20 protein-coding genes, 1 tRNA gene and 1 pseudogene are annotated in these 20,023 nt (G+C 65.6%); 11 read left to right on the top strand and 11 right to left on the bottom strand.

What is annotated here, in order from left to right; genetic code table 11:
* Positions 1-106 precede the first annotated feature (106 nt).
* The 5 genes from mutS (at position 107) to ACH196_RS14715 (ending at position 6,288) form a co-directional block, all read left to right on the top strand.
* Complete coding sequence (gene mutS / locus ACH196_RS14735) at positions 107-2,845, top strand: DNA mismatch repair protein MutS (protein ID WP_396647737.1); 2,739 nt, start codon at positions 107-109, stop codon at positions 2,843-2,845.
* A gap of 91 nt (positions 2,846-2,936) precedes the next feature.
* Positions 2,937-4,388, top strand: a complete 1,452-nt coding sequence (locus ACH196_RS14730; RefSeq protein ID WP_396647654.1) for a DUF6880 family protein — start codon at positions 2,937-2,939, stop codon at positions 4,386-4,388.
* Positions 4,389-4,604: 216 nt separating this feature from the next.
* Complete coding sequence (locus tag ACH196_RS14725) at positions 4,605-4,967, top strand: MbcA/ParS/Xre antitoxin family protein (RefSeq protein ID WP_396647736.1); 363 nt, start codon at positions 4,605-4,607, stop codon at positions 4,965-4,967.
* A complete protein-coding gene (locus tag ACH196_RS14720; protein ID WP_396647653.1) occupies positions 4,964-5,488 on the top strand; it encodes an RES family NAD+ phosphorylase in 525 nt (174 codons plus the stop codon). Before ACH196_RS14725 ends, ACH196_RS14720 begins: the two co-directional genes overlap by 4 nt.
* 107 nt (positions 5,489-5,595) lie before the next feature.
* The gene (locus ACH196_RS14715; RefSeq protein WP_396647652.1) at positions 5,596-6,288 is read left to right on the top strand and encodes a DUF899 family protein; all 693 of its coding nucleotides are present in this window, start codon (positions 5,596-5,598) and stop codon (positions 6,286-6,288) included.
* Positions 6,289-6,335: 47 nt separating this feature from the next.
* Here the strand turns inward: ACH196_RS14715 and ACH196_RS14710 are convergent.
* The 3 genes from ACH196_RS14710 to ACH196_RS14700 form a co-directional block, all read right to left on the bottom strand.
* Positions 6,336-6,412, bottom strand: a tRNA-Arg gene (locus tag ACH196_RS14710).
* Between the two features lie 114 nt (positions 6,413-6,526).
* Positions 6,527-7,651 carry a GNAT family N-acetyltransferase gene (locus tag ACH196_RS14705; protein WP_396647651.1) on the bottom strand — a complete coding sequence of 375 codons (1,125 nt, stop codon included), beginning with the start codon at positions 7,649-7,651 and terminating at the stop codon, positions 6,527-6,529.
* A 65-nt stretch (positions 7,652-7,716) separates the two neighbouring features.
* Positions 7,717-8,355 (bottom strand): DUF6875 domain-containing protein, encoded by a 639-nt coding sequence (locus tag ACH196_RS14700; protein ID WP_396647735.1) that lies wholly within the window; start codon positions 8,353-8,355, stop codon positions 7,717-7,719.
* 331 nt (positions 8,356-8,686) lie between these two features.
* On the opposite strand from ACH196_RS14700, the gene dapE reads away from it, so the two are divergent.
* The gene (dapE, locus tag ACH196_RS14695; RefSeq protein WP_396647650.1) at positions 8,687-9,874 is read left to right on the top strand and encodes a succinyl-diaminopimelate desuccinylase; all 1,188 of its coding nucleotides are present in this window, start codon (positions 8,687-8,689) and stop codon (positions 9,872-9,874) included.
* Between the two features lie 4 nt (positions 9,875-9,878).
* Positions 9,879-10,487: a transporter gene (locus ACH196_RS14690; RefSeq protein ID WP_396647649.1), complete on the top strand. Its 609-nt coding sequence runs from the start codon at positions 9,879-9,881 to the stop codon at positions 10,485-10,487.
* Here ACH196_RS14690 and truA read toward each other — a convergent pair.
* The 4 genes and pseudogenes from truA to ACH196_RS14670 form a co-directional block, all read right to left on the bottom strand.
* Complete coding sequence (gene truA / locus ACH196_RS14685; RefSeq protein WP_396647648.1) at positions 10,439-11,206, bottom strand: tRNA pseudouridine(38-40) synthase TruA; 768 nt, start codon at positions 11,204-11,206, stop codon at positions 10,439-10,441. The two genes, ACH196_RS14690 and truA, sit on opposite strands and share 49 nt — an antisense overlap.
* A gap of 3 nt (positions 11,207-11,209) precedes the next feature.
* On the bottom strand, positions 11,210-11,710 hold the full coding sequence (locus ACH196_RS14680; protein WP_396647647.1) for a GNAT family N-acetyltransferase: 501 nt from the start codon (positions 11,708-11,710) through the stop codon (positions 11,210-11,212).
* Positions 11,707-12,642 carry a methionyl-tRNA formyltransferase gene (gene fmt / locus ACH196_RS14675; protein ID WP_396647646.1) on the bottom strand — a complete coding sequence of 312 codons (936 nt, stop codon included), beginning with the start codon at positions 12,640-12,642 and terminating at the stop codon, positions 11,707-11,709. The genes ACH196_RS14680 and fmt overlap by 4 nt, the downstream gene beginning before the upstream one ends.
* 77 nt (positions 12,643-12,719) lie before the next feature.
* Positions 12,720-12,806: pseudogene (locus tag ACH196_RS14670) on the bottom strand (type II toxin-antitoxin system VapC family toxin); the annotation flags it as partial.
* Between the two features lie 146 nt (positions 12,807-12,952).
* Here ACH196_RS14670 and sugE point away from each other — a divergent pair.
* Positions 12,953-13,267: a quaternary ammonium compound efflux SMR transporter SugE gene (gene sugE / locus ACH196_RS14665; RefSeq protein WP_396647645.1), complete on the top strand. Its 315-nt coding sequence runs from the start codon at positions 12,953-12,955 to the stop codon at positions 13,265-13,267.
* Positions 13,268-13,428: 161 nt separating this feature from the next.
* Here the strand turns inward: sugE and ACH196_RS14660 are convergent, their stop codons facing one another.
* Positions 13,429-13,845, bottom strand: a complete 417-nt coding sequence (locus ACH196_RS14660; protein ID WP_396647644.1) for a DUF6481 family protein — start codon at positions 13,843-13,845, stop codon at positions 13,429-13,431.
* Positions 13,846-14,077: 232 nt separating this feature from the next.
* On the opposite strand from ACH196_RS14660, the gene ACH196_RS14655 reads away from it, so the two are divergent.
* The 3 genes from ACH196_RS14655 to ACH196_RS14645 all read left to right on the top strand — a co-directional run bounded on the left by ACH196_RS14655 (position 14,078) and on the right by ACH196_RS14645 (position 17,443).
* Positions 14,078-15,136: an LLM class flavin-dependent oxidoreductase gene (locus ACH196_RS14655; RefSeq protein WP_396647643.1), complete on the top strand. Its 1,059-nt coding sequence runs from the start codon at positions 14,078-14,080 to the stop codon at positions 15,134-15,136.
* 83 nt (positions 15,137-15,219) lie between these two features.
* The gene (locus ACH196_RS14650) at positions 15,220-16,374 is read left to right on the top strand and encodes an AI-2E family transporter (protein ID WP_396647642.1); all 1,155 of its coding nucleotides are present in this window, start codon (positions 15,220-15,222) and stop codon (positions 16,372-16,374) included.
* Between the two features lie 67 nt (positions 16,375-16,441).
* A complete protein-coding gene (locus ACH196_RS14645) occupies positions 16,442-17,443 on the top strand; it encodes an LLM class flavin-dependent oxidoreductase (RefSeq protein WP_396647641.1) in 1,002 nt (333 codons plus the stop codon).
* 19 nt (positions 17,444-17,462) lie between these two features.
* Here ACH196_RS14645 and ACH196_RS14640 read toward each other — a convergent pair whose 3' ends face one another.
* The 3 genes from ACH196_RS14640 to recR all read right to left on the bottom strand — a co-directional run bounded on the left by ACH196_RS14640 (position 17,463) and on the right by recR (position 19,826).
* The gene (locus ACH196_RS14640) at positions 17,463-17,942 is read right to left on the bottom strand and encodes a GNAT family N-acetyltransferase (protein WP_396647640.1); all 480 of its coding nucleotides are present in this window, start codon (positions 17,940-17,942) and stop codon (positions 17,463-17,465) included.
* Complete coding sequence (locus ACH196_RS14635) at positions 17,939-19,159, bottom strand: lytic murein transglycosylase (RefSeq protein ID WP_396647734.1); 1,221 nt, start codon at positions 19,157-19,159, stop codon at positions 17,939-17,941. Before ACH196_RS14635 ends, ACH196_RS14640 begins: the two co-directional genes overlap by 4 nt.
* Positions 19,160-19,220: 61 nt before the next feature.
* Complete coding sequence (gene recR, locus ACH196_RS14630) at positions 19,221-19,826, bottom strand: recombination mediator RecR (protein ID WP_396647639.1); 606 nt, start codon at positions 19,824-19,826, stop codon at positions 19,221-19,223.
* Positions 19,827-20,023 lie beyond the last annotated feature (197 nt).

The raw sequence follows: 20,023 nt of genomic DNA, 5'->3' as shown, positions 1-20,023 counted from the left end.
AGCGCCAAGCAGGGATGAAAGCGTTTTTGCGCAATGCGAAAGTTCCCTCTCCCTGGTGCGGAGGGGCAGGGGTGGGGGTTCGCCTTCACCGAAGATCGGGACGGTGATGGAGACTGCAACGCCCTATGCCGCTGGCCCCGGCCCTTCCCCGCAAGCGGGAGGGGGCTCGGCGCCTACGCCGATGATGGAGCAGTATATCGAGATCAAGGCGGCGAACCCGGATTCGCTGCTGTTCTACCGCATGGGCGATTTCTACGAGCTGTTCTTCGACGACGCCGAAGTGGCGAGCCGCGCGCTGGGTATCGTGCTGACCAAGCGCGGAAAACACGCCGGCGCCGACATCCCGATGTGCGGCGTGCCGGTCCACGCGGCCGACGACTATCTGCAGAAGCTGATCGGGCTCGGCCACCGCGTCGCCGTCTGCGAGCAGATCGAGGATCCGGCGGAGGCGAAGAAGCGCGGCGGCAAGTCGGTGGTGAAGCGCGACGTGGTGCGGCTGGTGACGCCCGGCACCATCACCGAGGACAGGCTGCTTTCGCCGGCCGAGTCCAGCTTCCTGATGGCGCTGGGGCGGGTCAAGGGCGGCGCGCGAAGCGACGGCGCCGGCGGCAGTTTTGCGCTGGCCTGGCTGGAACTGTCGACCGGCCTGTTCCGGGTGGCCGAGAGCGCGCCGGACCGCCTGCTCGCCGACATTTTTCGGGTCGATCCGCGCGAGCTGATCGTCGCCGATCCCGTGTTCCGCGACCCCGAGCTGAAGCCGGTCTTCGACGTTCTGGGGCGCATGGCGAGCCCGCAGCCGCCGAGCCTGTTCGATTCGGTGAGTGCCGCCGACCGCATCGCGCGGTTCTACCAGGTGGCGACACCCGACGGTTTTGCCAGCTTCAGCCGCGCCGAACTGTCGGCGATCTCCGGCATCATCGCCTTCGTCGAGAAGACGCAGAAGGCGGAACGGCCGCCGCTGGGACATCCCGAGCGCGAGACGGCGGGCTCGACGCTGTTCATCGATGCGGCGACCCGCGCCAATCTGGAGCTTACGCGCACGCTGTCCGGCAGCCGCGACGGCTCGCTGCTTTCGGCGATCGACCGCACGGTGACGGGGGCCGGTGCGCGGCTGCTGGCCGACCGGCTGACCTCGCCGCTGACGGCGCCCGACGCGGTCAATGCGCGGCTGGATTCGGTGGCGTGGCTGATCGGCGAGCCCGATCTGCGCGACGGCTTGCGCGCAGCGCTAAAAGGCCTTGCCGACATGCCGCGCGCGCTGACGAGGCTGGCGCTGAATCGCGGTGGGCCTCGCGATCTCGGCGCGCTGTGCGCCGGGTTGCAGGCTGCCGCGGAGATCGGCGACCTGCTGGCGCCAGCCGAGCCGCCGGCGGAAATTGCCGCGGCACTGGAGGCGATACGCGCGCTGCCGGCCGATTGTGCCACCCGCCTGGCGCGGGCACTGGCCGACGAGATGCCGCTGCTGAAACGCGACGGCGGCTTCGTGCGCGCCGGCTGGGACGCGGAACTCGATGAGATGCGGGCGCTGCGCGACGAATCGCGAAAAGTCATCGCCGGGCTGGAGCGCGGGCTGATCGACGAGACCGGCGTGCGCTCGCTGAAAATCCGGCACAACAATGTGCTGGGTTATTACATAGAGGTGACGGCCAACCATCAGGCGGCGATGACCGGGAGCGACGCGCTGCGCGCCCGCTTCATCCATCGCCAGACCATGGCCAGCGCCATGCGTTTCACCACGACGGAACTCGCCGACCTGGAGACGAAGATCGTCAACGCCGCCGACCGGGCGCTACAGATCGAACTCGCCGTGTTCGACGATCTCGTTGCCGAGGCGGTCGGCCACGCGGAGAAAATCCGCGCCGGCGCTCAGGCGCTTGCGGTGCTCGACGTTTCGGCGGCACTAGCCACGCTGGCGATCGACGAGAACTGGACGCGGCCGGTGGTGGATGACGGCCTAACTTTCGACATAGATGGCGGCCGCCATCCGGTGGTCGAGCAGTCTTTACGCAGGTCGTCCGGCCAGCCCTTTGTCGCCAATGATTGCGATCTTTCGCCGGCTAATGGCGGAAAATTCGGCGCGATCTGGTTGCTCACCGGCCCGAACATGGGCGGCAAGTCCACGTTCCTGCGTCAGAATGCGCTGATTGCCATTCTGGCGCAGACCGGCTCCTTCGTGCCGGCGGGACATGCCCATATCGGCGTCGTCGACCGGCTGTTTTCCCGCGTCGGCGCCTCCGACGATCTGGCGCGCGGTCGTTCGACCTTCATGGTCGAGATGGTCGAGACGGCGGCTATCCTCAACCAGGCCGGCGAACGCTCGCTGGTCATTCTGGACGAGATCGGCCGCGGCACCGCTACCTTCGACGGCCTGTCGATCGCCTGGGCGGCGGTGGAATATCTGCATGAGAAGAACCGCTGCCGGGCGCTGTTCGCCACGCATTTCCACGAGATGACGGCGCTGGCCGACAAGCTGGCACGGCTGCACAATGTCACCATGCGGGTGAAGGAGTGGGAAGGCGAGGTGATTTTCCTGCACGAGGTCGGCAAGGGGGCCGCCGACCGTTCCTACGGCATCCAGGTGGCGCGGCTGGCAGGCCTGCCGCCCGCCGTGGTGGACCGCGCCCGCGACGTGCTGCACCAACTGGAGAGCGGCGAGACGTCCGGCAAGGCCAACCGGCTGGTCGACGATTTGCCGCTGTTTTCGGTGGCAGCAAGGCGGGAGGCTACACCGAAACCGCAACAAACCGATCGGCTGCGCGAGGCGGTGGTCGCGCTCAACCCCGACGACATGACCCCGAAGGAGGCGCTGGAGGCGCTGTATCGGCTGAAGGAAGCGGCCCGGTAAGGTGAATTTGCGAAGAGGGCGACAGGCTGTTTCGTATCCAGTGGTGCCCGGATTCGGGGAAACGCCAAGCCTTGTGGAGAACAGAGACGTCATGGCGCGCACGCCTTCGTTGAATGTCGAAAAACTGTCCGAGCTCGGAACCGAGAGGCTTGCGCGGCTTGTTCTCGACGAGGCGGCGCGCAGCGCGCCCTTCCGCAAGCTGGTCAATGCGGCGCTCGCCGCGACCAAGGGGCCGGATGCCGTCGCTAAGCTGATCGACAAGCGGCTCTCGGCGCTGGAGCGCGCCCGGAGCTTTATCGACTGGGAGAAGGTTAAGCCCTTCCAGCAGGATCTTGCGGCCACCGTTGGCAGCATCGTCGGCGAACTGGCGCCGGCCTCGCCGGCAATGGCGGTCGACAGATTGCTCCGCTTCCTTTCGACGAGCGAGTCCGTGTTCGAGCGGATCGACGATTCGCGCGGGCAGGTGCAGGAACTCTACGCCGGCATGGTCGAGTCGATTGGCGATATCACCGCACGGATCGCGGCGCCTGACAAGGAATACCTGGCCGACAGGATCATGGCAGCACTGGGCGACAACTCATATGGTTATCTGCTGGCGGTTTCTCGTGCCGTCGCCGATCATCTCGACAAGCCTGCCCTGCGGCGCTGGGACGAGCAGCTTGCCGGAAGGCAGCAGAAGCTCGACGCCGCGACGAAGGGTGACCGGGACTGGAAAGGCCAGGCGCTGGCGCGGCAGGTCCGTGACGTCAGACAGGTCATGGCCGAAAAGCTCGGCGACCTCGACGGCCTGATCGCCCTGGAAGCTTCCAAGCCGGAACATGCACAGGACACCATCGCCATTGCCGAAAGGTTGCTGGAGGCGGGCCGGCTGAAGGAAGCGCTGGACTGGATTCGCAGGAAAAGCCGTCCGGTAATCCGCTACATGCGCATGAGCGATCTGGCCGACGGCACCGGGACTCGCGAACCGGGCACAGTCGCCCGCAGTATGGTCGAAGCCCGCATCATCGAGGCGCAAGGAGACAAACCTGCCGCGCAGAAGCTGCGCTGGACCTGCTTCGAGGCCACCCTGGATGCCGGCGCGTTGCGCGAATATGTCGAACGCCTTGGCGACTTCGAGGAATTCGACACGCTGGACCGCGCCTTCGATGTCGCGTCCGGATCGAAGCAGCGTTATCTCGCGCTGGAATTCTTTCTCAAATGGCCGCGTCTCGATCGCGCCGCGCGGCTGGTGATCGAGCACCGCCGGAATTGGGAAGGCAGGCACTACGACTTTCTTGCGCCGGCAGCCGAAATCCTGGAGCACGAGCGTCCGGCCGCCGCGACGGTGCTCTATCGCGCCCTGTTGGATGACATTCTGGCGCGTGCGAAATCCAATGCCTATGGGGCTGGCGCCCGCCATCTCGCCAGGCTCGATGCGCTGGCGCCGGCTGCCGCCGCAGATCTGCGACTGGCCGGTATCGATCCGCATGCCGCCTACCGCGCCTCGCTGCGGAAGACCCATGGGCGCAAGGCCGGTTTCTGGGCGGTGGCGCCGAAGGTATAGAAAACAGCTGGGATTGCCGTTGCTGATCAGGCACCCATCACCCACTGGCCTGGTTGGCAGCTCGTAGGGAGCGGCTTGACGGCATGCCTAGTTTGACGCATAATTAGGCGTACTTTAGTGCCAAATGGTGTGGCAATGGCCGTGCTTCGCAAAAAACATCGTCCCGCCGGGCTTGAGGAAAGTGTCACGCCCTATCTGGCGCCGACGCCCGCCGAGATGGGTTTCGGCCATACTGCGGGCATGTTCGCCGAGGACGGGGCGGTCGAGATCGACCAGGTCGTGGAGCGCTTCGGCATGTCGAAGGGCCAGTTCGCCGAGACGGTCGGACTGGCGCCCGAAACACTGCGCCGCACCAGCCGCCTGACGGCGGCAAAAACCCAGGCGAGGATAACGGAGATGCTGGAAATCATCGCGCGTATCACCGGCTGGGCCGGCGGCGAGAAGCAGGCTATGGCGTGGTATCGCGCTGAGCCGATCCCAGCCTTCGGCGGGCGCACGGCGGAAAGCCTGGTCAAGGACGGCAAGGCCACCGCGGTGCGCGACTATCTCGACCACCTCGCGATGGGCGGTTTTGCTTGAGGTTTGCCGGCGACTGTTATCGCGCTCACAATCCGAAATGGTCATTTGCCCCGCTTTCCGGCGATGGCGCAAAAGTCCACGGCGGCCGCTTCAATCCGAGGGGTATTCCGGCGCTTTATCTCGGGCTGACGATCGAAGGCGCGGTGATCGAGGCGTCGCAGGGTTTCGCGGCGAAGCTCGAGCCGCTGACGATCTGCCTCTACGAGGTCGACTGCGAGAATATCGTCGACCTGACGACCGACGAGGGCCGGAGCGCCGCGGGCGTTTCACTTGATGATATGGCTTGCGCATGGGCATTCGATGCCGCCGAACGGCGAAAGCCCACCTCGTGGAAAGTGTCGCAGGACCTGATCGCCGGAGGCGCGGCCGGCATCGTCGTGCCCTCCTTTGCACGCGGCACGCGGCCCGACATGCGCAATCTCGTGCTGTGGAAATGGGGACGCGACCTGCCCTGGCGTGTCACGGTTCACGATCCTTCCGGGCGTTTGCCGAGGGATATGCTGTCGTGGGAAAAGTCATAACGCCGGTTTGCCAGCACCTCGCAGGCTCGAGAAAATCGTCCGCAACGAATTGTCGGTTTTGCGGTTCCTGACACGTCCTTGATGAATGCAAGCGACGGAGGATTCCGATGTATGAACTGAAACCTGCGAAAGAACTCGCCGAAGCAAGCGGCTACCGCGTGCCCAACGAAAGCGCGGAGTACCGGCAGGCGCGCACCAGGCTGCTGGCCGAGGAGATTGAACTTCGGCGCCATATCGAGCGCGTCGCGGAGATGCGGCGCGCCCTGCCGGCGGGCGGCGAAGTCCTGAAGGATTATGGGTTCGAGGGTGAGGGCGGACCCGTGCATTTCGCCGACCTGTTCGGCAGCCACGACACGCTGGTCGTCTACAACTTCATGTTCGGGCCCGAACGGGAACGTCCATGTCCGATGTGCACGGCCTTCCTCGGCAATCTCGCCGCCAACGCCGCCGACATCAGGCAGCGCGTGGCTCTGGCCGTGGTGGCGCGCGCGCCGATCGACAGGCTCACCGCGTTCAAGCAGGAACGCGGCTGGAAGAATCTGCCGATCTATCGCGACACGACCGAAGAGTTCGGCCGCGACTATCATAGCTGGACCGAGAAGGGCGACATTCCGGGCTATCAGGTCTTCACCAGGCGCGACGGCAGGATAAGGCATTTCTGGAGCGAAGAGCTGGGCGACACCGCCGATCCCGACCAGGATCCGCGCGGCGCCCCGGACATGACCGTGCTGTGGAACGTGCTGGACACCACGCCCGCCGGCCGTGACCCGAAATGGTATCCGAAGGTGGACTACGACTGAGAGGGCAGTCCATGCTGTATCCGTGGCTGCGTCGGTCGCGAGGGGGTTGGCGCGCTCGGCAGGATTTGAACCTGCAACCTACGGATTCGAAGTCCGGTGCTCTATCCGGTTGAGCTACGAGCGCGGCGCCCACTTTGGGCATTGCGGGTTCATCTAGCGCGATGGGAGCGCACAAGCCAAGCCCGATCGCCATTGATACCAGGACAAGGCATGGTTTATGCGAGCTGGCGGCATGCGACTAGCGGGCCGTACCGGCAAACTGCCGCACCAGCCCGGCGGGCAGTTTCTTCACGAGCGCTTTCGCCCAGGGCCGCGCATGTTTCAGCACGGCCTCGTGATAGATCCGGCCGCACAACGTGAAGGCGAAGGCCTGGTCCTGGATTCCGGTCTGGCCGTCGGCATGGCGCAGCTTGTAGGGATCGGCGGGCGCCATCATGTCGAAGATGCTGGCGCCGCGCTGCCTCGCGGCGGCGAAGACATGATGGATCAAGAGCCCGCCGACGCCTTCGTGCTCGCAATCCGGGTCGCTGGCGATCACATGGCCGAAACTCTTGCCCTTGCAGTCGAAGGACAGGTCGATGCCGATCGGCCGTCCGGCGCGCTTGAGAGTCGAGATGCGCAGCGACGAGGCCGGATCGACGGCGCAGTCGGCGAAGAAGGTGGAAAACCGCGGATCGGACAGCGTCGGCGACAGGACCGCATGGCGCTTCAACTGATCCAGCTTGAAGGCAATCGCCTGGCGTGCCATCGCCGCCGCCTCTTGCCCCGGCATCGCGGCGCCGAAGGCGAGTTCCCCGTGCTCGGCAAGACGCTTAAGCCGGCGGCGATAGGCCGAGCGGTCGCGCGGCGAATAGGCGCTGCCGGGCCCGTCGGCGCAGACCCTGACGGCGAGGTCGGCGAACGGCGCCCGCTGGCTTTCGACGATCGCCGGCTGATGTCTGCCTGACAGGCGGAAGAAGGTGGAATCCTCGCGCACCTTCTGCGCGAAGAACAGATCGGCCCCGGAACCCCCGACGGCTGTCCATCCGGCGCCAGCCAGCCCATCGGCGTCGCTTTCGGGATCGAGCAGAATGTCGCCGAACTGCGCCACCGGGCTGCCCATGAATTGCAGGATGGTGAGCCCGGCCCGCCGCCGCTTGACCAGCGGCCACACCATGATCAGCCGGCCGTCCTGCCTGCCGGCGATGATGTGGAGCGTCATCGAGCGGTCGAGGTAATGCCGCACCCAATGGCTGAGGAAGGAATGGCTCTGGAACAGTTGCTGCGGCAGCGCCGCGCGATCGAAGAGGGCATCCCATTCGGGACGCAGCGCCTCGAAGGCTTCGCGTGTCGCTACGATCTCGATGCCATGCGCAAAGCTCATGGCGCGCCCGGTTGGGCGCGCATCGCCACTCGCTGCTGCTCCAGCCGCCAGTATGCCAAGCGTATTCACCCGCCGCCGCGCATAAAAGCGATGAGACGCTTCGGCCCGGCGATCGGGAAGCGCAGCAGATACGGGACGAGCAGCAGCTTGTGCCTTGCGGCGAAAGGCGCGTCCTGTTCGACCAGGTGGCGGATGGCGAGCACCGGCAGCGGCGCGCGCAACGGCCGGAATGTTGGGTTCCACAGGCCTGGCGCATCGTTCGTCGCATGCATGAAGCCGATCATGCGGAAGCGGGCGAGCGAATAGAATTTGTGCCGGCGCTGCACGCGTTGCAGCATGTCGATGCCTTCCGGCGATCCGCAATTGGGAAAGCCGACGATCACGGTGCGGAAATGGCGCATGGATGGCTTGCAGGGAATGGCTTCGAGATCGGCGAACCCCTTGCGGATGATGGTGAAGGCCTCTTCCTCGCCGTCAGGGCCTGCTTCGCAGATGGCCAGGCGCACGAGGTCGAGTTTCGCGGCCTGCTTGGTGAAGGGGCAGACGGCGCCGGTGCGTCCAAGATCGGCATGGCCGCGCATCAGGTAGGATTCGACCCAGCCGCGCAACATCGCCAGCGCGCCGTCGCCGGGCTCGCGGAGGCGCGCTTCGTCCATGGTCAACAAAGGCGTGCCGACAGATGGTCTTTCAACCTTGTCCAGCATGGCGTCCACTCTTTCTCCGAAGGTGCACCGAACGCTAGCGCTTGTCGCTTGCCGAATGATTGAACTGCCGGATGCCGGCCGCGCCTTGCGTATTTATGGTTTCCGGTTGGTTTAACGGCAAGAGCCGAGGCCGTGATCAACGCCATACGGCAAGTAACACCGGCGCGCCGCCTGTTTTCGTGCGGGCAGAACGGCGAGGGGATGGAGCCTCGGCAGGTCCAGTGCCGGCCATCGATCGGGCCTCGCCGTAAAATGTCCTTGCTTTTCGTTGACTTGCGCATAGCGAAGCCGCACTGACTTTGCCGCCCGACAATACGATGATTTGTTCCGCATGACACTGCCGACCGACCCCGCCGAAAACCTTGCGACGCTGATCCGCTGCCCGTCCGTGACGCCGGCCGAGGGTGGAGCACTGTCGGCGCTGGCCGAAATGCTCGCGCCGTTGGGTTTTTCGACCGACCGGCCGACCTTCTCGGAAGACGGTACGCCGGATGTCGAGAACCTCTATGCAAGGCGGTCGGGCAACGGGCCGCATCTGATGTTCGCGGGCCATACCGACGTGGTGCCGGTCGGCGATGAAGCGGCCTGGACGCTGCCGCCCTTCGGCGCGGAAGTGCGCGGTGGCGAGATGTATGGACGCGGCGCGGTCGACATGAAGGGCGGCATCGCCTGTTTCGTCGCGGCCGTGGCGCGCGAGATTGCCGAAGGCCGCGCACCGCGCGGTTCGGTTTCGCTGCTGATCACCGGCGACGAAGAAGGGCCGTCGATCAACGGCACGACAAAACTGCTCGACTGGGCGGCGGGGCGTGGCGAGACCTGGGACGCGGCGATCGTCGGCGAGCCGACCAATCCGGATGCGCTGGGCGACATGATCAAGATAGGCCGGCGCGGCTCGATTTCCGGCGTCATTACCGTCAACGGCAGGCAGGGGCACGTCGCCTATCCACATCTGGCCGACAATCCGGTGCGCGGGCTGATGTCGCTGGTCGACGCCCTGCTGGTTCCGGTCTTCGACAAGGGCACGAAGGATTTCCAGCCGACCAATCTGGAGATCACCACCATCGATGTCGGCAACCCGGCGTCCAACGTCATTCCGGCAAAGGCGACGGCGGTCTTCAACATACGCTTCAACGATACGTGGACCGCTGAAACGGTGCAGGCCGAGATCCACAACCGCCTTGACAATGCCGCCGGGCGGAAAAAGTACCGGGCCGGCCGCAAGGAGCGTATCGATTTCGAGCTTGTCTGGCGCGACCGGCCGAGCCACGTCTTCCTCACACGCGACGACAAGCTCGTGGGCACGCTGTCGGCGTCGATTGGCGCGGTGACCGGCCGGACGCCGGCGCTGTCGACCTCCGGCGGCACCTCGGATGCACGCTTTATCAAGGATTTCTGCCCGGTGGTGGAGTTCGGCCTGGTCGGCAAGACCATGCACATGGTCGACGAGCGTGTGGCGTTGGCCGACCTGGAGACGTTGACGCGGATCTACCAGCGCTTCCTGCAAGACTGGTTCGGATGAAAAAATGCTTCCGGCCGAGGAAATTCAACGCAGCCTGACCGGAGCCTGGCGCCTGCTGCTGGGCAAGGCGGACGGGCTGCGCCTGCTCGATCTCAGCGTTGACGGGTTCTGGAATTCCTTTTTCTCCATCGTGGTCGCCCTGCCGGCGATGGCCCTTGGCTGGGTCTCCGTCGCCGATCAACTGGCAGGCGACATCGGCACGATCTCGCGTTTCGGCGTGGTCGTCAGGCTGGCGGTGGTCGATCTGGGAACCTGGCTCTTGCCGCTCATTGCATTTGCATTGGCCGCCAGGCCGGCCGGTCTCGGCGATCGTTTTGTCGCCTATGTCGTCGCCTCCAATTGGGGCTCGGTCGTGCTCGTCTGGCTCATGCTGCCGGTCGCGATCCTCAAGCTCATTGCGCCTTCAGCGAATGATGCGGCGATATTATTCTCCTTGTTGCTCTACACGGCCTCGCTGGTGCTCGGCTGGCGGCTGACCAATGCTGCCGTCGGCAAGGGGGCGGCAATCGGCACCGCCGTCTTCGCCGCCATGTTCGTCGCTTCGCTGGTCGTGCTTTTCACGCTTCAGGGAATGTTGGGGCTTTCGGTCCCGTATTCCACGCCAACCAGATAAAGCCCGTCCGGCGGCGCCACCTGGCCGCAAGCGGCGCGGTCGCGGGCGGCGAGCGCGGCGGCGAGGTCGTGGGCGCTCCAGCCGCCTTCGCCGACGCGCTTCAGCGAACCGACCATCGAACGGACCTGGTTGTGTAGGAACGAGCGCGCCTCTGCCCGCACCTCTATGATGTCGCCGTCGCGGCTGACCTCGAGCCGGTCCAGCGTTCGCACGGGGCTGTCCGCCTGGCATTGCGCGGAGCGGAAGGTGGTGAAGTCGTGCCGTCCGACCAGCCTTTGCGCGGCATCGTGCATTGCGCGCTCGTCGAGCGGTTTCGGCACCCACCAGGCACGGCCTTTTTCAAGCGCAGCCGGGGCGCGGCGATTGAGGATACGGTAGAGATAGCGCCGGCCGGTCGCGGAAAAGCGGGCGTCGAAGTCGAGTTCCACGACAGAGGCCGCGAGAATGACCACCGCGTCGCCGGCCATATGCAGATGCGCGTTGATCGCGTCACGCACCGTATCGGCCGGCCAGTCCCTGGTCAGGTCGGCATGGGCGACCTGGGCCGTGGCATGCACGCCGGCGTCGGTGCGCCCGGCGGCACGGAGGCTGACAGTGTCGCCGCAGAATTTCCGGATCGCCTGCTCGATCGCCGCCTGCACGGAGCGCGGCCCGTCCTGCCGCTGCCAGCCGGCATAAGGCGTCCCGTCATATTCGATGTCGAGCCGGTAGCGCGGCATGGCTCAGAGATCCGCGAAGGCCGCGGCATAGACCAGCCGGCCGGTCGTCGGCGCCTCTCCCCAAGCCAGCGCCTGCAGCGCATAGCATTGGTAGTCGCTGGAAAATCCCTCCGCCGGGCCACGCCGGTAGCCGAACCGACTGTAGTAGGCTGGGTCGCCGAGCACGACGGAAAGCTTTTCGCCGCCGGCCTGGAGTCGGCGGAGGGCCTCCTCGACCAGCGCCACGCCGATGCCGGTGCGCTGCGCGTCGGGATCGACGCCGAGCGGCGCCAGCGCCACAGCCGCGAAGGACGCGCCATCGCCTTCGACCATCAATCGCGAGAACAGGACATGACCGACAACGTCGCCATCCTTTTCCGCAACCAGTTCCAGGACAATATCGCCGTCCGCGGCGAGTCGGTCGACGAGATCGGCTTCGAGCGGCTGGCGGAAGGCGCGCTCGACGAGGACCTGGATGGCGCTTCGGTCGGCGGCTTGCGCCGTCCTGATGGCCACGCCGCTCATGACATTTTGTCTCCGGCCGTCAGTTTTGCCCCACGCAGGAATTCCTGCGCTTCGACGGCACGCCCGCCAGCGCGCTGGACTTCGACGAGACGCACCGCCTGGCTGCCGCAAGCGATGGTCAGCTGGTCGTCGAGGAGCGTTCCCGGCGCGCCCTCGCCATCGGAAACTTTCGAGCGCAGCAGCTTCAGCCGTTCCGTCTTTGCGCCGGCCGCGAATTCGCACCATGCGCCGGGGAAGGGCGACAGCCCGCGTATGCGGTTGTGCACGTCTTCCGCCGGCAGCGACCAGTCGATGCGCGTCTCGGCCTTGTCGATCTTTTTCGCATAGGTGACACCCGTCTCCGACTGCGGCGTCAGCACCAGCCAGCCGCGCTCCAGTTCGGCCATCGCCTCGACCATCATCACGGCGCCGCGTTCGCTCAGCCGGTCATGCAACTCGCCGGTGGTCATGTCGGGGCCGATCGGTATGCGCGTCGAGGCGGCCACCGGGCCGGTATCCAGCCCTTCCTCCATCTTCATCACCATCACGCCGGTCGCTTCGTCGCCGGCCATGATGGCGCGGTGGATCGGCGCGGCGCCCCGCCAGCGCGGCAGCAGCGAAGCATGACCGTTGAAGCAGCCCAGCCTCGGCGCCTCCAGGATGGCGCGCGGCAACAGCAAACCATAAGCGACGACCACGGCGACGTCGGCGCGGAGCGACGCAAAGGCCTCCTGTTCGGCCAGCGTCTTCAGCGAGGCCGGGCAGCGGACCGCGATACCCAGGCGTTCCGCCTCGCGCTGCACCGCCGATGGCTTCAGCTCCAGCCCGCGCCGGCCGGCCGGCCGCGGCGGCTGGGTGTAGACGGCCAGGATTTCATGGCCGGCCTCGGCCAGCGCCTTCAGCGTCGGCACCGAAAAATCCGGCGTACCCATGAAGATGATGCGCAGAGTCATGCGGTTCCCGCGTTGCCGGCTGCCTCGGAAGACCGATCGCCAGATGCTTCCTGCGCCCCGGTCGCGGCAACGATCCGTCAGGCCAGTGCTTCAAACGGGTTTACGAGCTTGAGGTCAAGCCCGTCGAAGTCGCGGATGGCGCGGGTGGCGAGCGTCGCGCCATGGCACCTGCCTTGCCGCTCGTGCCGATCAGCCATGCGTTGCCAGCATTGTTCGCCGTATCGCCAGGTCCTATATGGGTCGGGCGCAGGGACGGCCCTGCATTTCCAGAAGAATTCGGTCGGGACGGCCCGCCATAAGGAGTTTTCCCATGGCATGGATTCTGCTGTTCTTCGCCGGCCTGTTCGAGATCGGCTGGGCCATCGGCCTCAAATATACCGACGGATTTACACGCCTCACGCCGTCGTTGCTGACGGTGGCGAGCATGATCGTCAGCCTCGGACTGCTCGGCCTTGCGCTGAAGACGCTGCCGGTCGGCACCGCCTATGCGGTGTGGACAGGCATCGGCACGGTCGGCACCGCGATGCTCGGCATCTGGCTGCTGGGTGAGCCCGCGACCGCCATGCGGCTTGCCTGCATAGGCTTGATTGTCGCCGGCATCGTCGGGCTGAAGCTGGTAGCCTAGTTTTCGGCAGCGGGCAGGGTTGGAAAGTCCGCTATGCACGGCCGAAATCGTGACGAGGCCACCTGCCACATAACGTTGTCGGCGCCTATCACCGGATAAGCCAAAAGAACCGGGGCGCGATTGCGCCCCGGCCCTTGAAATTTCCGGGAGCCTCGAAAGGCTTAGCTGGTGCGGCCGCCGCGCTTCCGCTGCTTGCGCGCTGCGTAGCGTGCGTCACGCTTTGCCTTGCGCTCCGCCTCTTCGGCGAGTTCAAGCGCGACGCGCTCGATTTCCTGCTGTTCGCGGATCTTGGCTTCTGCGGCGAGCCGCTCTTCCTCGATCCTGCGCTGCTCTGCCTCCGCGGCCTCGCGGCGAGCCCGTTCGGCAGCCTCGAGCGCCTCGCGCTCCTTGCGCAATTTTTCCTTCTCGATCGCCCGCTTCTCGCGGGCGTCAAGGATAGCCTGCCGCTCCGCCTTGCGCGCAAGCACCTGCGGATCGTTTTCCGCCGGCCGCGCTTTGAACCGTTCGAGCAATGCTCTTTTCGCCTCGTTCGCCGCGCCGCGGCGTTCGAAGATGTCTTTTTCCCTGTAGAGTGCCAAGTGTCGCCTTCGATATGATCAGTCGATACGCGCCGCTTACATACGCACGATTGTGGCGAGATCAAGCGCCAATCGCGTATGCCACCCATGAAAATACGCACTGTTGCAGCCATGAAACGGCCCGCCCTGCCGTCGCGGTAGCGAGAAGGACTGTTCAGCAAGTCGCGACTGGTGGCTGGGCCGGTCGATGACTAAGTGAGGGCGAATCCTTTCTCAGCCGGAAGACGCTCCCATGGAACTCGGCCTCTACACCTTCGCCGACCTCGATCCCAATTCGGCGACGCGGAAAATCTCGCCGCACCAGCGCATGCGCAATCTGATCGAGGAGATCGAGCTTGCCGACCAGGTCGGGCTCGACGTATTCGGGCTGGGCGAGCATCACCGGCCCGACTACATCGCCTCCGCGCCGGCCGTCGCGCTGGCCGCCGCCGCCGAACGCACCAAACGCATAAGGCTGACAAGCGCCGTCAGCGTGCTGTCGTCCGACGATCCGGTTCGCGTCTTCCTGCAGTTCTCCACGCTCGACCTGATTTCCGGCGGACGCGCCGAGATCATGGCTGGCCGCGGCTCCTTCATCGAATCCTTCCCGCTGTTCGGCTATGACCTCGGCGACTACGACGAGCTGTTCACCGAAAAGCTCGACCTGCTGCTGAAGCTGCGTGACAGCGAGCAGGTCACCTGGTCGGGCCGGCTGCGCGGGCCGATCAATGACCGCGGCGTCTACCCGCGCCCATACCAGGAGAAGCTGCCGATCTGGATTGCGGTCGGCGGGACGCCCAATTCGGTCGCCCGCGCCGGCGTGCTCGGCCTGCCGCTGGCGCTGGCCATCATCGGCGGCGAGCCTGCCCGCTTCGCGCCGCTGTTCAGCCTCTACCGCCGCGCCGCGACGCAGGCCGGACACGATCCTAAGACACTGGCCACCAGCATCAACGTCCATGGCTTCGTCGGCGAAACGACGCAACAGGCCGCCGACGATTTCTACGGCCCGCAAGCCGAGGTGATGAACCGCATCGGCCGCGAGCGCGGTTGGGGGCCGACCAATCGTGCGCAATTCGACGCCTCGCGCGGGCCGGACGGCGCGCTGTTCGTCGGCGATCCGGAGGCCGTCGCGGAGAAGATCGTCGCCATGCACAGGATCTTCGGCAACGACCGGTTCCTTCTGCAGATGGCGATCGGATTGATGCCGCACGACAAGCTCATGAAGGCCATCGAACTGTACGGCACAAAAGTCGCCCCGCTCGTGCGCCGCGAGACAGCCGCAACCCCGGCGCTGGCAGGCGCCGCCGGCTAAGCACCGGGAACCTGAAACGCTCCTGCCGCGTTTTGCGGGGCACAGCGCGCATCTCGTTTGCGCGCGTGCCTTTGGGGGCTCGGATGTCAGAACAGATCTCTTCCGGCAACGATGTGCCGGACATGGCGCGTGCGGCCTCGGATGCACGGCTGATGCGCTCGCTTTTGATCGGCATCTTCCTGTTCGCGCTGGTCTATGCGCTGTATTTCGCCCGCGATTTCTTCATGCCGGTCACCCTCGCCTTCATGCTGGCGCTGATGCTGACGCCGATCGTCCGCCTGCTGCGCCGCCACGGTGTGCCGGAATTCGTCTCCGCCACCATGCTGGTGTTCCTGACGGTCGCTGCCGTGGCGGCAATCGGCTATTTCATGAGCGGCCCGGTGATTGCGCTCGCCAATGACTGGCCGGCGATCGGCCGAAAACTCAGCGAAAGGCTGACCGAGCTCAGGCACCCATTCGAGCGGCTGCTGGAAATCCTGAACCAGGTCGACCGCGCGGCGGAGACGACGCAGGAGCCCGGCCTGCAAAAGGTAGTGGTGGCGCAGCCCGGCATCGTCTCGCAGGCGGCCGGCAATCTCTTGTCGGGCACCACGACGATCGCCATCACCTTCGTGCTGTCGCTGTTCCTGTTGGCCTCCGGCACGCTGTTCTACGAGAAGATCGTTCAGTCCTTCACGCGCATGAGCGAGAAGAAGCGGGCGCTGCGCGTCGTCTACGACGTCGAGCGCGAGATTTCCCGTTACCTGCTCACCGTCACGCTGATCAATGCCGGGCTCGGGCTGGCGGTCGGGCTCGGCCTGTGGGCGATCGGCATGCCGACGCCGCTGGTCTGGGGTGTGGCGGCGATGCTGCTCAATTTCCTTCCCTATATCGGCGCGGCCACCACCATCCTGCTGGTCGCGGCGATCTCGATCATCACCTTCGACAGCCTGTCTTATGCGCTGCTCGCGCCGGCCTTCGTCGTGCTGTGCAATGTCATTGAAGGGCAGGTGGTCACGCCGCTTGTGGTCGGCCGCAGGCTGGAGATCAACGCGGTGGCGATCTTCATCGCAGTGGCGTTCTGGTCCTGGCTTTGGGGTTTCGTCGGCGCGCTGATCGCGGTTCCGATCCTCGTGGTGATCAAGGTCTTCTGCGACCATTTCGACAGCCTGCGCCATGTCGGCAATTTTCTGGCCGCGCAGCAGACGATCGAGGCGGCGGAGGACGAAGCGGCGGCGCCGGTCGTGGCCGACAGGTAAAGCGGGACAGCCTTTGCGCGAGCTCGCGCGCATGCCTATATCCGGAGCCCAAGACCGGATTCCCGTCATGACCAAGCTTTCCGTCCTCGACCTGTCGCCCGTGCCGGAAGGTAGTGGCGTTTCGCAATCGCTCGCCAACACGCTGGACCTTGCCCGCCACGCCGAGGCGCTGGGCTACGAGCGCTATTGGCTGGCCGAGCATCACAACATGCCGGGCATCGCCAGCGCGGCCACGGCGGTGGTCATCGGCCATGTCGCGGCGGGGACGAAAACGATCCGCGTCGGCGCCGGCGGCATCATGCTGCCAAACCATTCGCCGCTGGTCATCGCCGAGCAGTTCGGCACGTTGTCGGCGCTGTTTCCGGGCCGCATCGATCTGGGCCTCGGCCGAGCCCCTGGGACCGACATGGCGACGGCCCGCGCGCTGCGTCGCAATCTGGAAGCCGGAGTCGATGGCTTTCCAAACGACGTGGTCGAACTGATGAGCTATTTCCGGCCGGCGCAGCCGACGCAGCATGTGCGTGCCGTGCCGGGAGAAGGCGAGGACGTGAAGGTGTGGATCCTGGGCTCCAGCACCTACGGCGCGCAGCTCGCCGCCATCCTCGGCCTGCCCTACGCCTTCGCCTCGCATTTCGCGCCGGCCGAGATGGAGAGCGCGATCAACATATACCGGACGCAGTTCCAGCCGTCGGAACATCTGGCAAGCCCGCGCCTCATGCTTGGCCTCAACGTCGTCGCCGCCGAGACGGATGCCGAGGCAAAACTTCTGTTCTCCTCACTGCAGCAGGCTTTCGTGAACCTGCGCTCCGGCAGGCCGGGCAAGCTGCCGCCGCCGGTCGAGGGTTACTTCGAGACGCTCGATGCGATGGCGAAGACCATGCTCACTCAGGCGCTGTCCTGCGCCATTGTCGGCGGGCCGGAGACCGTGCGCCGGGGCCTCGAGGCCTTCATCCGCCGCACCGGCGCGGACGAGCTGATGGTGACGGCGCAGATATTCGACCACGCTGCGCGAAAACGCTCGTTCGAGATTCTTGCCGGCGTGCACGGGGAGATGGCGAAAGCGGCTTGAGGTCGTGACGCCGAGGCGCTCATCCCTCCCACGGGACGCGCACCATGCCGCAGCGCTGGTAGAGGCGCATGCCTTCGGCATTGTCGAGTTCGACCTTGAGATCGATATGCGTCGCGCCACGCGCCCGGAAGATCGAGAAGACGTGAAGCAGCAGTGCTTCGCCCAGTCCGCGCCTTCGCATGTCGGCGCGCACCGCGAGGTCCTTCAGGAAAGCGCTCGTCCAGCAGAGAGCCACGCCCGCCAGCCCGTCTTTGGAATCGAAGGCCAGGAAGCAGAGGTCGCCATCGAATTCGGGATCGCCGGAAAACCGCGCCCACCAATCCTCGGCGGACGGAAAGATGTCCTCGTCGCCCTCATAGGCGCGGATCAGCAGCGCGTGCACGGCTTTTGCGTCGGCGGGTGTTTTGAGCGTGCGGACGTCGATGCCCGCGGGCCAGCGCGGCGCCGGCTGGTCGCCGTCCAGCAGTTTGCGCATGCGCCAGGCGCGCCGGTCGATCAACGCAATGCCTCGACCAGGTCCGTATCGGGAAAGCAGGTAATAGCCCGGCCGCTCTTGGCCTGCCAGTCGCCAATCGAACGCCGCGTCTTGAAGCCGGGCAGGCCGTCGGCGCCGCCAACGTCATAGCCCTTGGCTTCCAGCGCCTTCTGCAAGTCCGCAATGTCCGAGCGGTAGAGGCCCCCGACCTTGCCCCACCGGCCGGCGAAGGTACGGTCTCCACCGGCGATGCGGTCGGCGCCATGGCCAATGAACAGCGCGTAGAGGTCACTCTCGTTGTATTCCTTGAGCACATAGAAATTCGGCGTGACGATGAAGGCCGGACCGCCGCGGCCTGCCGGCATCACAAGAAAACCCTCGGCACGAAGCTCGGAGGCCGGAAACGGTCTTCCGCCGGCGCGCGCAATCCCCATGCTCACCCAGTCGCTGATCTTCTTGCCTTGATCCGGCCCTTCCAGCGCGCAGGAAACGCGCTCCGGTACGGTTACCTCGAAACCCCAGTCGCGGCCCCTCGCCCAGCCATAGTGGACGAGGTAATTGGCGATCGACGCCAGCGTGTCCGGCACCGAGTTCCAGATGTCGGCCCTTCCGTCGCCGTCGAAATCGACCGCATGGTCGACGAAGGAGGTCGGCAAAAACTGCGGCTGGCCGAGCGCGCCGGCCCAGGAGGATTTCATGGCGCCGCGCGAGGCCAGCCCGCGCTGGACGATGACCAGCGCGGCCAGCACCTCCTTGCGGAACATCTCCTTTCGCGTCGCCATGAAGGCTTTCGTACCGAGCACCTCGAACGCGTCGTAGGGCATCTTCGCCGCGCCGAAGCCGGATTCGCGGCCCCAGATGGCAAGCACCACCTCGCCCGGCACGCCGTAACGCTTCTCCACGGCGGCAAGCGTCTTGGCATGTTTGCCGGCCCGCGCGCGTCCGCCGGACGTCACCGCGCCGATGGTCTTTTCGGCGAAATAATTTCCTGGCGAGCCGAATTCTGCCTGATGCTGCTTCTTCGGCGTTTTCGCCTTCTCGCCGGGCATGACGAGGTCGGGGAGTTTCAGGTTGGGTCTTATGCCTTTGAAGGCTGCGTCGAAGGTCTGTTTTGACACGCCCTGCGCCTTGGCGTCGGGCCACAGGTCGTTTTCCAGCCAGGTGCGGAACTGGTCGTCGATTTTCGCGGCGGAGGCGAGAGAAGTTATCGAAAGACTGGCGGCAGCGAGGGTCCACACCATCGCGATTGCTGTAAAGATCGACGCCCTATAGGTCATCCGAGCCGCCTACAGCCCATTCGTGTCAAAACACAGTCCGCGATTTGAGGGCCGCCGCAAGTGTGCCCTCGTCGAGATAATCGAGCTCGCCTCCGACCGGCACGCCATGCGCGAGCCGCGTGACCTTAACGCCGAAGCCGGAAAGCTGGTCGGTGAGATAATGCGCCGTGGTCTGGCCCTCGACGGTCGCGTTGACGGCGAGGATGATCTCCGTCACCCCGCCGGTCGCCACGCGCGAAACCAGCCCCTTGATGTTGAGCTGGTCCGGGCCGATGCCGTCCAGCGGCGACAGCGTGCCGCCAAGCACGTGATATTGCGCATTGAGCGCCGCCGCCCGTTCCAGCGCCCAGAGGTCGGAGACATCCTCGACCACGACGATGGTCGTGCTGTCGCGGCGCGGGTCGGAGCAGATCATGCAGGGGTCGACGGTGTCGACATTGCCGCAGGTCGAGCAGATGCGCACCTTCTCCGCCGCCTCGCTCATCGCGCCGGCCAGCGGCGCGAGCAACTGTTCCTTCTTCTTGATCATGTGCAGCGCGGCGCGGCGGGCCGAGCGCGGCCCCAGCCCCGGCACTTTTGCCAGAAGCTGGATCAGGCGTTCGATCTCGGGACCGGCGATTCGCTTGGACATGGAGCACCCATATAACAACTACCGCTTCATGCGAATGCAGGTCGCATACCACCGGCCTCACCAGGTTCCGGATTGGCGCGATACACCTTTGGGGCGTGGAGCCGACCTATTGGAGGTCAATGCGCATCACCGCCGCGCGAAATCATCCGGACACACGCCGGGCGGTAGAAATCAAAATCCCCTCCGCGTTTCCGCGG

The sequence above is a fragment of the Mesorhizobium sp. IMUNJ 23232 genome (assembly GCF_044326205.1).
In the GTDB taxonomy this organism is placed as follows: domain Bacteria; phylum Pseudomonadota; class Alphaproteobacteria; order Rhizobiales; family Rhizobiaceae; genus Kumtagia.
The sequence above is the reverse complement of the archived record's forward strand: the minus strand, read 5'-3'. Positions and strand labels throughout refer to the sequence as shown.